Consider the following 12,863-nt stretch of genomic DNA (forward strand, 5'->3'; position numbering starts at 1 on the left):
CGTCAGCCCCTGAAACGACATGAGCCTCAAGCGAATCTCCCTGGCCGTGCTGGTGCTGTGCGCCGGCCTGGGTGCGGCGGTGGTGGGCAACACCCTGCTCAAGCCCTCGCGCCAATTGGCGGTGGAACGCATCGAGCCCCCACGGGTCGATGCCGATGCCGCGGCGCGGCGCCTGGCCGGAGCGGTTCGCATCCAGACCGTGTCGTCGGAAGCCGATGCCCAACTCAACGCCGCCGAGTTCGACCGGCTGCACGCCTACCTGGCCGAGCAGTTTCCGCGGGTGCACCAACAGCTCAAGCTGGAGCGCTTTGGCGCCCACAGCCTGATGTTCACCTGGGCCGGCAGCGACCCCAAAGCCTTGCCGCTGGCCCTGATGGCCCACCAGGACGTGGTGCCCATCGCCCCCGGCACCGAAGCCAAATGGACCGTACCCCCTTTCGAGGGGCGCATCCAGGACGGCTTCGTCTGGGGCCGGGGCGCCTGGGACGACAAGGGCAACCTGCTGGCCCAACTGGAAGCCATCGAGTCCTTGCTGGCCAGCGGTTTCCAGCCTCGTCAGACGGTGTACCTGCTGTCGGGCGGTGACGAAGAGGTCGGTGGTGCCGGGGCGCGCGAGATGGCCCAGGTGCTGAAACAGCGCGGCATCCAGTTCGACTTCATCCTGGACGAAGGCCTGCTGGTCACTGAAGGGGTGTTGCCCGGCCTGCAAGGGCCGGCGGCGCTCATCGGTGTGGCAGAAAAGGGCATCGGCACCTGGCAGCTCAGCGTCGACACGGCCCCAGGGCATTCGTCGATGCCGCCGCCCCAGACCGCCATCGGCATGCTGAGCAAGGCCTTGACGCAACTCGAGGCGAACCAACTGCCCGCAGGCGTGACCGGCGTGGCCCAGGACCTGTTCGACACCCTGGCCCCCGAGATGACCGGCGTGAACCGCGTGCTGCTGTCCAACCTGTGGCTGTTCGGGCCGCTGGTGCGACAGCAACTCGAAAAATCACCCAGCTCGAACGCCATGCTGCGCACCACCACGGCCCTGACCATCGTCAACGCCGGCAACAAGCTCAACGTGCTGCCCGGCCATGCCGAAGCCACGGTGAACTTCCGCCTGCTGCCCGGCGACAGCCTGGACTCGGTGGAACAGCACGTGAAGACCGTGGTGGCCAACGAGGCGGTGCAACTGCAGCGCCTGCGCGACAGCGCCGAGCCCTCGGCCGTCTCGCCCACCTCGGCACGGGGCTACCAGCTCATCAACCGCACGGTGCGCGAGCTGTTTGCAGGCGCCGTCGTGGCCCCGGGCCTGATGGTGGGGGGCACCGACTCGCGCTTCTTCGGCGACCTCAGCCGCAACATCTACAAGTTCTCGCCGGTGCGTGCGCACCCCGAAGACTTGCCACGCTTCCATGGCACCAACGAGCGCATCTCGGTGAGCAATTACGTGGAAGCGATCCAGTTCTATCAACAACTGCTGCGCAATGCCTCCAAGGCTTCGTGAGCACAGCCGAACCCCATAACCGACAGAAAGGCACTCCGCCATGACCAAGGCCGTTATTGTTTCCACCGCCCGCACCCCGCTTGCCAAGAGCTGGAAGGGTTCGTTCAACATGACCCATGGCGCCACCCTGGGTGGCCATGCCGTCAAGCACGCCATCGCGCGGGCCGGCATCGATGCCGCCCACGTCGAGGACGTCATCATGGGCTGCGCCAACCCCGAAGGGGCGACCGGCGCCAACATCGCGCGCCAGATCGCCCTGATGGCCGGCTGCCCCGTGAATGTGTCGGGCCTGACGGTGAACCGTTTTTGCTCCTCGGGCCTGCAGACCATCGCCCTGGCATCGCAGCGCATCATCGCGGGCGAAGGCGAGGTGTACGTGGCCGGTGGCGTTGAAAGCATCTCCTGCGTGCAGCAGGAAATGAACCAGCACATGCTGTCCGACCCGGCCCTGCTGAAGATCAAGCCCGAAATCTACTGGTCCATGCTGCAGACCGCCGAACAGGTGGCCAAGCGCTACAACATCGGCCGCGATGTGATGGACGAGTACGGCGCCGCCAGCCAGCAAAAAGCCTGCGCCGCCCAGGCCGCCGGCCTGTTCGATGCCGAAATCGCCCCCATCACCGTGACCGCCGGCGTGGCCGACCCCGTGATGGGCCTGCGCACCAAGGAGGTGACCGTGAGCCGCGACGAAGGCACCCGCGAAGGCACCACCAAGGAAGGCATCAGCGGCATCAAGCCCGCCATGCCCGGTGGCCTTATCTCGGCCGGCAATGCCAGCCAGTTCTCTGACGGCGCCGGCGCCTGCGTGGTGGTCAGCGAAGAGTACGCCGCCCGCCACAACCTGCAGCCGCTGGGCCGCTTCCTGGGCTTTGCCGTGGCCGGTTGCGAGCCTGACGAGATGGGCATCGGCCCGGTCTTCGCCGTGCCCAAGGTGCTGGACCGCCTGGGCCTGAAGGTCAGCGACATCGACCTGTGGGAGCTGAACGAAGCCTTTGCCGTGCAGGTGATCTACTGCCGTGACAAGCTGGGCATTCCGGCCGACCGCCTCAACGTGAACGGTGGCGCCATCGCCCTGGGTCACCCCTATGGTGTGAGCGGCCAGCGTCTGACCGGCCACGCCCTGATCGAAGGCAAGCGCCGCGGCGCCAAGCGCGTGGCCGTGACCATGTGCATTGGCGGCGGCATGGGCGCTGCCGGCATCTTCGAAGTGCTCTGACCCTGTCACAGCCCCGGGGCCGCGACCCGAGCCGGCTCCGGCCCTGGTGCCGACACGGGGCTCGCAGCCCCTGCGGCCTGCCTCCGGCACCTGTCTGGCTGCCGGTCTCTCCCACCCACGCCCAGAGTCCACGCCATGAGCCTCCGTTCCAGCATCGATTTCCTTCTGTTCCAGTGGCTGCAAGCCGACAACCTGAACCAGCGCGAGCGCTTTGCGGACCACAGCCGCGACACCTTTGACGCGGTGCTGGACACCTGCGAGCGCATCGCGCGTGAGAAATACGCCCCCTTCAATCGCCTGGTGGACACCCAGGAGCCGCATTTCGACGGCGAAAAGGTGACCTTGCCCCAGGCCACCCACGATGCGCAGAAGGCCTACGCCGAATCGGGCATGCTGAGTGCCGCGCAGGATTACGACTGGGGCGGCATGCAACTGCCCTACACGGTGGAGTCTGCTGCCAACGCCTTTTTCGGCTGCGCCTCGGTCAGCATCGGCTCGGGCATGTTGACCACCGGCAATGCCAACCTGCTGATGGCCCATGGCACCGAGTTGCAGAAGCAGGTCTTTGCCAAGAACGAATTCGCTGGCCGCTGGTCGGGCACCATGTGCCTGTCCGAGCCACAGGCCGGCTCCAGCCTCAGCGACGTGGCCACCCGGGCCGTGCCCGATGGCGAAGGGCTCGAGGCCGATCCGCTGGGCCCGCGCTACCGCCTCAAGGGCAACAAGATGTGGATCTCGGCCGGCGAACATGAGCTGACCGAGAACATCATCCACCTGGTGCTGGCCAAGATCCCGGGTCCCGATGGCAAGACCATCCCGGGCGTGAAGGGCATCTCGCTGTTCATCGTGCCCAAGAAGCTGGTCGACACCGAGGGCCGCCTGACCGGCGAACGCAATGACGTGGCCCTGGCCGGGCTGAACCACAAGCTGGGCTGGCGGGGCACCACCAACACCTTGCTCAACTTTGGCGAGGGCAAGTTCCAGCCGGGCGGGCAGGGCGGGGCGGTGGGCTACCTGGTGGGGCGCCCGGGTGAAGGCCTGAAATGCATGTTCCACATGATGAACGAGGCCCGCATCGGCGTGGGCATGGCAGCCACCATGCTGGGCATGGCGGGCTACCTGGCCTCGCTGGATTACGCCCGCAACCGGCCCCAGGGCCGGCCCATGGGCGTGGGCGGCAAGGACGCGGCCCAGCCGCAGATCCGCATCATCGAGCACGCCGACGTCAAGCGCATGCTGCTGGCCCAGAAGTCCTACTGCGAAGGGGCCTTGGCCCTGGAGCTGTACTGCGCCCGCCTGGTCGATGAACAACACACCGGCGCCCCCGAGGCGGCCGACGATGCCCGGCTGCTGCTGGAGGTGCTGACCCCCATTGCCAAGAGCTGGCCCAGCGAGTGGTGCCTGGAGGCCAATTCGCTGGCCATCCAGGTGCATGGGGGCTATGGCTACACCCGCGACTTCCCGGTGGAGCAGTACTGGCGCGACAACCGCCTGAACATGATCCACGAAGGCACCCACGGCATCCAGGCCATGGACCTGCTGGGGCGCAAGGTCTTGATGGAAAACGGCCGTGGCCTGCAACTGCTGGCGGCCCGCATCAACAGCACCATCGAACGGGCCCTGCAGCAGCCCGAGCTCGCCGCCCATGCCAACGCACTGGCTGCCGCCTTGCAGCACGTGGGGGCGGCCACCAAGGCGGCCTGGGCCACGGGCGTGCCCACCGATGCCCTGGCCAATGCCGTGCCCTACCTGCAGGCCTTCGGCCACACGGTGCTGGCCTGGATCTGGCTCGATGTGGCCCTGGCCGTGCGGGCCAGCGGCAGCAGCGACGCGACGGCCCAGGGCCGACTGGCCGCCACCCGCTTCTTCTTCCACTACGAGCTGCCCAAGATCGGGGCCTGGCTGCGGGTGGTCGAGACCCGCGACCAGACCTGCGCCGAGTTGCCTGAAGACGCCTTCTGAGGGCCTGTGCCATGGCCCTGTTGCGTGTCAGCCCCCGCCTGTTGCTGCGCCTGCAGCAGCTCATCTGGTGGCTGATCTACGGCGGGCTGCTGAGCGCCGTGCTGGGCCTGGCCACCGAGCGCATCGCGCCGGGGCAGGGTGAGGCGCTGCTGCTCTGGGGCGGCCTGGCCGCCGTGCTGGGCGTGCTGCTGATCCTGGTGCGCGCCGCCTTGCAGGCCCGCGAGGACGCCTGAGGGCCCGGCGGTATCGCCGCCGAGACAGGTGGCAAGGCCCGGAATGCCCAGAATCCTTCTCATTCCATTCGATTCCGTTCCATTCTTTTTTGACCCCGGCTTGAGCCCGGCCCGCGCCGGGTTCGCCATCCAACAGCAGGAGACATCGACATGACCCGCAAAGTGCAACAACTTTTCGATCTGCAAGGCCGCACCGCCCTGGTGACCGGCGGCTCGCGCGGCCTGGGCCTGCAACTGGCCCACGCCCTGGGCGAGGCCGGTGCCCGCATCGTGCTGAGCTCGCGCAAGGCCGAAGACCTGGAAGAGGCCGCAGCCGAGCTCAAGGCCGCCGGCATCGACGCCAGCTGGATTGCCGCTGACTGCGCCCGCGAGGACGACATCCGCCGCCTGGCCGATGAATCCATCGCCCGCCTGGGCCACATCGACATCCTGGTGAACAACGCCGGCGCTGCCTGGGGCTCGCCCGCCGAAGACCACCCGGTAGAGGCCTGGGACAAGGTCATGAACCTCAATGTGCGCGGCTATTTCATCCTCAGCCAACACGTGGCCAAGCACAGCATGATTGCCCGCAAAAAGGGCAGCATCATCAACCTGGCCTCCATCGCAGGCCTGGGCGGCAACCCCAAGGGCATGAACACCATCGCCTACAACACCTCCAAGGGGGCGGTGATCAACTTCACCCGCGCCCTGGCGGCCGAATGGGGCCAGCACAACATCCGCGTCAATGCGATCTGCCCGGGCTTCTTCCCGAGCAAGATGACCGTGGGCACGCTCAAGGCCCTGGGCGAGGAGCGCCTGGCCGCCCATGCCCCCTTGGGCCGCCTGGGCGACGATGAAGACCTGAAGGGCCTGTGCCTGCTGTATGCCTCGGACGCGGGCAAGCACATCACCGGGCAGTGGCTGGCGGTCGATGGCGGTACCTCGATCGTGACGGCGGGCTGAAAATGCCCTGAACAGGGCGCACACTGGCGCCCTGCATTCTCATGGACCTTTTTATGAGCTTTGGCGTCGAAATCCCTTTTGTCACCCTGCTGGGGTTTGAACTCACCCTTTTTGAAGGCGGCCATTCCGAGATCGTGTACCAGCCCCGGCCCGAGCACATGAACTCGTTTCAGGTGGCGCACGGCGGCTCGATCATGACCTTGCTGGACGTGACCATGGCCACGGCGGCGCGCAGCGTGGCCCCCGACATGGGGGTGGTGACCATCGAAATGAAGACCAGCTTCATGCGCCCGGGCACCGGTCGACTGACCGGCAAGGGGCGCCTGATGCACCGCACCCGCAGCATGGCTTTCACCGAAGCCACTGTTTACAACGAAGCCGGCGAGGCCTGTGCCCATTCGACCGGCACCTTCAAGTACGTGAAACGCACCGAGACGCCGGGCCAGGGCCCGGCGGCCGTGTCGACCGACTGAAACACCCACAGCCTACCCAAACCAGGCCGCCGCGGCGGCCGAACCGGAGAACCCCATGCCCCAGAACAAGCAGATCGTGCTCGACAACCGCCCCCAGGGCGAGGCCACCGTCGACAACTTCAAGCTCGTCGTCACCGACACCGCCCCCCTGCAAGAAGGCCAGGTGCTGGTGCAGCACCACTACCTCAGCCTCGACCCCTACATGCGCGGCCGCATGAATGACGGCAAGAGCTACGCCCAGCCCCAGCCCCTGGGCCAGGTGATGATCGGTGGCACCGTGGGTGAGGTGCTGGAAAGCCGCCACCCCCGCTACGCCGCAGGCGACAAGGTGGTGGGCATGGGCGGCTGGCAGCAGTACAGCGTGGTCGATGCCTCCACACCCGGCACCCTGCGCAAGGTGGACACCACCCATGTGCCGCTGTCGCACTACCTGGGCGCCGTCGGCATGCCTGGCGTGACCGCCTGGTACGGTCTGGTCAAGATCATCAACCCCAAGGCCGGCGAGACCGTGGTGGTCAGTGCCGCCACTGGCGCGGTGGGCAGCACCTACGCCGCCGTGGCCAAGGCGCGCGGCTGCCGCGTGGTGGGCATTGCCGGTGGCCCCGAGAAATGCGCCTACGCCGTGAACGAGCTGGGCTTTGACGCCTGCATTGACTACAAGACCCACCCCGATGTCAAAAGCCTGTCGCAGGCCCTCAAAGAGGCCTGCCCCAATGGCATTGACGGCTATTTTGAAAACGTGGGCGGCTACATCCTGGACGCGGTGCTGCTGCGCACCAACGCCTTCGCCCGCATCGCGGTGTGCGGGATGATTGCCGGCTACGACGGCAAGCCGCTGCCCCTGGCCAACCCGGCGCTGATCCTGATCAACCGCCTGAAGGTGGAGGGCTTCATCGTGGGCGAGCACATGGAAGTGTGGCCCGAAGCCCTGGCCGAGCTCGGCGGCCTGGTGGCCAGCGGCAAGCTGCGCCCGCGTGAAAGCGTGGCCCAGGGCATTGAATCGGCCCCCGAGGCCTTCCTGGGCCTGCTCAAGGGCAAGAATTTCGGCAAACAACTGGTCAAGCTGATCTGAGTTCGCGGGGCAGGGCGGGCCAGCCGGGCCCGATGGCCCCCCCCCTGATTCCGCCAGCCCCGCATCCCCCTCTCACACGGAGCACGCCATGCACGACCTGATCCTGCACCATTACCCCACTTCGCCGTTTTCCGAGAAGATCCGCCTCATCCTGGGCTACAAGCAACTGGCCTGGAAGTCGGTGATCATCCCCTCGATCATGCCCAAGCCCGATGTGCTGGCCCTGACCGGCGGCTACCGCAAGACCCCGTTTCTGCAGATCGGTGCCGACATCTACTGCGACACGGCCCTGATCTGTGACGTGCTAGAGCACCGTCAGCCCAGCCCCACGCTGTACCCCGACCACCAAAAAGGCGTGGCCCGGGTGCTGGCCCAGTGGGCCGACACCACCTTGTTCTGGGCCGCCATGGCCTACAACCTGAGCCCCAAGGGGGCGGCGGCCATGTTTGCCGGCGCCCCCCCTGAGGTGGCCAAGGCCTTTGCCGCCGACCGGGGCGCCATGTCCACCGGCATGACCCGCTTGCGCCCGGGCGACGCCACGGCCGCCTACAAGAGCTACCTGCGCCGCCTGGCCAACATGCTCGACGACCATCCCTTCCTGCTGGGCGCCGCGCCCACGGTGGCCGACTTTGCGGCCTACCACCCGCTGTGGTTCAGCCGGGTGCGCAACCCCGTGATGGGCGACATCCTGCAGGCCACCCCGGGTGTGCTGGGCTGGATGGACCGGCTGGCCGCCCTGGGCCACGGCCGCATGGACAAGTTCGACTCGGCAGACGCCATCGCCGTGGCCGCCGCCAGCCAGCCGGCGCCCGTGGGTGATGAGCCCTTCCAGGACGAACATGGCATTGCCCTGGGCAGCCGCGTGAGCATCGCCGCCGAGACCTTTGGCACCGAAACCACCGAAGGCGAACTGGTGGCCGCCACCCGCATGCACTACACCCTGCGCCGCACGGATGAACGCGCCGGCACCGTGCATGTCCATTTCCCGCGCATCGGCTACGTGCTGCGCGCGCTCGACGCGGCCTGAGCGCCTGGGCCCCCGTTCAATCAAGGAGACAAAAATGATCAAGGATTTCAAGAACACCACCGCCGTGCTCACCGGCGCCGGCTCGGGCTTCGGCCTGGAATGCGCCCGCATCGGCGCCCGCCTGGGCATGAACCTGGTGCTGGTCGATGTGCAGCAGGATGCCCTGGACAAGGCCCAGGCCGAACTCGAAGCCGCCGGCGCCCAGGTGCTGGCCCGCCGGGTGGATGTGTCCAAGGCCGATCAGATGGAAGCCCTGGCCGCCGCGGTCAAGGAGCGCTTCGGTGCGCCGCATTTTGTCTTCAACAACGCCGGCGTCGGTGCTGGCGGTCTGGTGTGGGAGAACTCGGTCAAGGACTGGGAATGGGTGCTGGGTGTGAACGTGTGGGGCGTGATCCACGGCGTGCGCCTGTTCACCCCCATGATGCTGGAGGCCGCCGCCAAAGACCCGGCCTACCGGGGCCACATCGTCAACACCGCCAGCATGGCCGGCCTGCTGACCCCGCCCAACATGGGCATCTACAACGTCAGCAAGCACGCCGTGGTCAGCCTGACCGAAACCCTCTACCAGGACCTGCGCCTGGTCAGCGACCAGATCAGCGCCAGCGTGCTGTGCCCCTTCTTCGTGCCCACCGGCATCAACCAGAGCCACCGCAACCAGCCGGCCGAACTGCGTGATCAAAAGCCCACCAAGAGCCAGCTGATCGGCCAGGCCATGAGCGACAAGGCGGTGGGCTCGGGCAAGGTGACGGCCGCCCAGGTGGCCCAGAAGGTGTTCGACGCCATCAGCGCCGACCAGTTCTACATCTACAGCCACCCGCACGCCCTGGGCTCGGTGCAGACCCGGCTCGAAGATGTGGTGCAGGGCCGCAACCCCACCGACCCGTTCTCCCACAAGCCCGAACTGGGCGAGCAGCTCAAGGCGGCCTTGCGCGCCGCCTGAGCCGGCTTCGCGGATCGAGCGGCGCGGAGTGGGCAAAATCGGCGCATTGCCGCTGAAAGCCGAGCCCGCCGTGCCCCATCCGCCCCCTACCAGTCCCCCCGCATTGGCCCGCGTCCGGCCCAGCGTCGTGCAGGCCTGGCAGATGGCGTTGCGCCCGCGCAGCCTGTGGGTGGCGCTGGCCCCCGTGTTGGTGGGGGCCGCCCTGGGGTGGCGACGCACCGGCACGCTGGACGCCTGGGCTGCGGCCGCCGCGCTGCTGGCGGCCTTGCTGATGCAAATCATCACCAACCTGCAAAACGATGTCGGCTACACCCGGCGCGGCGCGCACCAGGCGCCCGAGGCCACCGGGCTGCCCAGGGCCACCGCACTGGGCTGGATCGAGGTGCGCCACATGCAGTGGGCGGTGGCCGGCCTGGCGCTGCTGGCCACGGCCTTCGGCCTGTGGCTGGTGCTGCTCAAAGGCTGGCCCGTGCTGGCCATGGGCACGGCCTCGCTGCTGGCGGCACTGGCCTACATGGGCGGGCCCCGACCCATTGCCTACACACCTTTTGGCGAATTGACCGTGCTGGTGTTTTTCGGCCTGGTGGCCGTGCTGGGCAGTGAATGGCTGCTGACGGGCGGGTTTGACGCCCTCAGTGTGCTGGCCGCGCTCTGCATGGGTGGCCTGGCCGCCGCCGCCCTGGCCGTCAACAACCTGCGTGATGTGGCGCACGATGCGCGGGTGGGGCGCCGCACCCTGGCCGTGTGCCTGGGGGTGGCCCATGCGCGGCGCGTGCACGCGCTGTTGCTGGCCGGCCCTTTTGCCCTGTTGCTGCCCATGGCCTGGTTGGCGGGCTCATCCATGTGCCTGCTGCCGCTCCTGCTCTGGCCACGGGCACGGGAGCTGCTGCGCGGCTTGCGGCGTTGTGCGCAAGCCGATGACTACAGCGCGCTGCTGGTCGCCAGTTTCCGCTTCGAAATGCAGTTTGCCGCCTTGCTGGCCGTGGGGCTGGTGCTCGGCAGCCTGGTTCGGGGCTGGGTGCCGCAGGCCTAGGACCTCAACCCCGCCTGGCCTGCCACCAGGCGCGCACCTGCGTCACCACCCGTGTCTTGAAGGCGCGGGTCGTGCGCCAGGGGGCGCTGTTGCGAACATAGGCCAGCAAGCGGTCTTTCCAGGCTTTCCAGCGCGGGTACCAGCGGGCAAACCAGGCCAACTGCATCAGGGCGGGCTGGGTCAGGTGGAACAGGCGTGCCAACACGGCTGTGCCCAGCAGCTTGGCCCCCAGCAGCAGCACCAGGCCCAGGGCCGCATGCCCCTGGCTGAACAGCCACAGGGCTCCCAGCTTCACCGGCAGCAGGGCCAGGGCCGGCACGGTGAACATCAGCAGCGCGGCCCAGGGGGGCAGGGCGCGGATGCGGCGCTCCAGCCAGGCCAGCAGTGGCAGGCGGGCGATCCACCCGACCAGGGCCGACAGGGTGTCCCAACCCCATTCCTCGAACACCAGCAGCAGGGCCAGCAAGCCCAGCAGCAGGTTCTTGATGAGGCGCAGCAGTGTCTGGAACAGGTTCATGGACTCAGTTTCGGCTTGGGGTGGACACCGGCTCGGCCTTGGTGTCGCCATGGATCAGCGCTTCGGCGGCCGTGTTCAGGGCCTGGCCCTCGCGCTGCGGGGTGGTCAGCGGGGTGGGGGCCCAGCGGTTGCCGTGCAGCAGGGCCAGGGCGGCCTTGGCGTCGCCATTGAGCTGCATCTCCAGGCGCTCCGAATCGCGCCGCCGGATGTCCTCGCCCACGGCAGCGGCTTCTGAGGCTTCCACGCCCAGTTGGCGCAAGGCCTCCAGGCTGAAGGCCATGGCACTCTCAAAGGTCTCGCGCATCTGGTAGTCCACCCCATGGCGCAGCAGCTCGATGGCGTGCTGGCGGTCGAAGGCCCGGGCCAGCACCGGGGTCAGGGGGAAGCTCTGCTTGATCAACTCCACGATGCGGGTGGTGGCCGCCTTGTCGTCCACGCACACCAGCACCGCCCGGGCCGTGCCGGCGCCGCTGGCCTGCAACACATCCAGGCGGGTGCCGTCGCCGTAGTACACATTGAAGCCGAACTGGGCGGCGGCCCGGATCATGTCGGTGTCGCGGTCGATGATGGCGATCTCGATGCGGCGGGCCAGCAGGTTCTGGCTGGCAATCTGGCCGAAGCGGCCGAAACCGATCACCAGCACGCTGGGGGCCAGCTCGGCCGCAGCGTCCACCGACTGGATGCCGCTCAGATCAGGCGGGGCAGGCAGGGCCGCCAGGGCCCGGCGCACCCCGGCCAGCAGCAGGGGGCTCAGGGCCATCGACAGGATCACCGCGGCATTCAGCACCGCATTCATCTCGGCCTCGATCAGGCCCGCATGGGCCGCCGTGGCATACAGCACAAAGGCAAACTCGCCGCCCTCGGCCATCATGGCGGCACGCAGCACCGAGTCGCGCCGGTTGCAACGGGTCAGGCGGGCCACGGTGTACACGCCCAGGCCCTTGAGCAGCATGTAGCCCACCACGCCCGCCAGCAGCTTGGGCCAGCCCTGCAGCACCAGCGGCAGGTCCAGCGACATGCCCACGCCGATGAAGAACAGGCCCAGCAGCAGGCCCCGGAAGGGCTCGATGTCGGCCTCCAGCTGGTGCCGGAAGGTCGATTCGGACAGCATCACCCCGGCGGCGAAGGCGCCCAGCGCCATCGACAGCCCGCCCCACTGCATGGCCAGGGCCGCGCCCAACACCACCAGCAGGGCTGCGGCGGTCATCACCTCGCGGGCGCGCACCTTGCTCAACAGGCTGAACAGCGGGTTGAGCAGCCAGCGGCTGACCGCCACCAGCCCCAGGATGGCGCTGAGCGCCACCCCCATGGTGACCCAGCGCGACACGGGCTCCTGGTCGGCCGGTGCGGGCGCCAGAAAGGCCACGATGGCCAGCAGGGGCACGATGGAGAGGTCTTCCATCAGCAGGATCGACACGATGCGCTGGCCCGCCGGGCTGGAGGACTCGCCGCGCTCGTCCAGCACCTGCATCACGATGGCGGTGCTGGAGAGCACAAAACCCATCGCCGCCACAAAGGCCACCGGCCAGCTCAGGCCCAACAGGTGGCCCAGGGTGGTGAGCAAGGTGGCACAGGTCAGCACCTGCATCAGGCCCAGGCCGAAGATCTGGCGGCGCAGCTTCCAGAGCCGGCTGGGCTGGGTGTCCAGGCCGATCACGAACAGGAACATCACCACCCCCAGCTCGGCCACATGCAGGATGGTCTGGGATTCACTGAACACCGCCAGGCCGAAGGGCCCCACGGCCAGCCCGGCCGCCAGGTAACCCAGCACCGAACCCAGCCCGAGCCGCTTGAACAGCGGCACGGCCAGCACCCCGGCGCCCAGCAGCACCACGGTTTTCAACAGATCACTGCCTTGCTCGATGGCCATTGCACTCCTCATTCCATTCTGCCGGGCAGTTTAGCGGCTGCGCGATCGGCGCCCGACAGCGGCAAAGTTTCACGCTGGCCGGGCGCCAC

12 protein-coding genes are annotated in these 12,863 nt (G+C 68.0%); 10 read left to right on the forward strand and 2 right to left on the reverse strand.

Annotated features, from left to right (window positions below; genetic code table 11):
• Positions 1 to 19: 19 nt before the first annotated feature.
• The 10 genes from L880_RS0103485 to menA all read left to right on the forward strand — a co-directional run bounded on the left by L880_RS0103485 (position 20) and on the right by menA (position 10,387).
• Positions 20 to 1,489, forward strand: coding sequence for a M20 family peptidase (locus L880_RS0103485; protein WP_027474484.1), 1,470 nt, complete (start codon positions 20 to 22; stop codon positions 1,487 to 1,489).
• Between the two features lie 40 nt (positions 1,490 to 1,529).
• Entirely contained in the window at positions 1,530 to 2,705 is a 1,176-nt protein-coding gene (locus L880_RS0103490) for an acetyl-CoA C-acyltransferase (RefSeq protein WP_027474485.1), read from the forward strand.
• A 135-nt stretch (positions 2,706 to 2,840) separates the two neighbouring features.
• The gene (locus L880_RS0103495; protein WP_027474486.1) at positions 2,841 to 4,667 is read left to right on the forward strand and encodes an acyl-CoA dehydrogenase; all 1,827 of its coding nucleotides are present in this window, start codon (positions 2,841 to 2,843) and stop codon (positions 4,665 to 4,667) included.
• 11 nt (positions 4,668 to 4,678) lie between these two features.
• Positions 4,679 to 4,900 carry a hypothetical protein gene (locus tag L880_RS0103500; RefSeq protein WP_027474487.1) on the forward strand — a complete coding sequence of 74 codons (222 nt, stop codon included), beginning with the start codon at positions 4,679 to 4,681 and terminating at the stop codon, positions 4,898 to 4,900.
• Positions 4,901 to 5,050: 150 nt separating this feature from the next.
• Positions 5,051 to 5,842: an SDR family oxidoreductase gene (locus tag L880_RS0103505; RefSeq protein ID WP_027474488.1), complete on the forward strand. Its 792-nt coding sequence runs from the start codon at positions 5,051 to 5,053 to the stop codon at positions 5,840 to 5,842.
• 53 nt (positions 5,843 to 5,895) lie between these two features.
• Positions 5,896 to 6,315 (forward strand): PaaI family thioesterase, encoded by a 420-nt coding sequence (locus L880_RS0103510; protein ID WP_027474489.1) that lies wholly within the window; start codon positions 5,896 to 5,898, stop codon positions 6,313 to 6,315.
• 55 nt (positions 6,316 to 6,370) lie between these two features.
• Complete coding sequence (locus tag L880_RS0103515; RefSeq protein WP_027474490.1) at positions 6,371 to 7,387, forward strand: NADP-dependent oxidoreductase; 1,017 nt, start codon at positions 6,371 to 6,373, stop codon at positions 7,385 to 7,387.
• 88 nt (positions 7,388 to 7,475) lie between these two features.
• A complete protein-coding gene (locus L880_RS0103520; protein WP_027474491.1) occupies positions 7,476 to 8,414 on the forward strand; it encodes a glutathione S-transferase family protein in 939 nt (312 codons plus the stop codon).
• 34 nt (positions 8,415 to 8,448) lie between these two features.
• Positions 8,449 to 9,354, forward strand: coding sequence for an SDR family oxidoreductase (locus L880_RS0103525; RefSeq protein WP_019575502.1), 906 nt, complete (start codon positions 8,449 to 8,451; stop codon positions 9,352 to 9,354).
• A gap of 142 nt (positions 9,355 to 9,496) precedes the next feature.
• Positions 9,497 to 10,387 carry a 1,4-dihydroxy-2-naphthoate octaprenyltransferase gene (gene menA, locus L880_RS0103530; protein WP_043328487.1) on the forward strand — a complete coding sequence of 297 codons (891 nt, stop codon included), beginning with the start codon at positions 9,497 to 9,499 and terminating at the stop codon, positions 10,385 to 10,387.
• A 4-nt stretch (positions 10,388 to 10,391) separates the two neighbouring features.
• Here menA and L880_RS31480 read toward each other — a convergent pair whose 3' ends face one another.
• A complete protein-coding gene (locus L880_RS31480; protein WP_043328399.1) occupies positions 10,392 to 10,904 on the reverse strand; it encodes a hypothetical protein in 513 nt (170 codons plus the stop codon).
• A gap of 4 nt (positions 10,905 to 10,908) precedes the next feature.
• On the reverse strand, positions 10,909 to 12,774 hold the full coding sequence (locus L880_RS0103540; protein WP_027474493.1) for a monovalent cation:proton antiporter-2 (CPA2) family protein: 1,866 nt from the start codon (positions 12,772 to 12,774) through the stop codon (positions 10,909 to 10,911).
• Between the last annotated feature and the right edge of the window lie 89 nt (positions 12,775 to 12,863).

Source organism: Curvibacter gracilis ATCC BAA-807, from assembly GCF_000518645.1.
Taxonomy (GTDB): Bacteria; Pseudomonadota; Gammaproteobacteria; order Burkholderiales; family Burkholderiaceae_C; genus Curvibacter; species Curvibacter gracilis.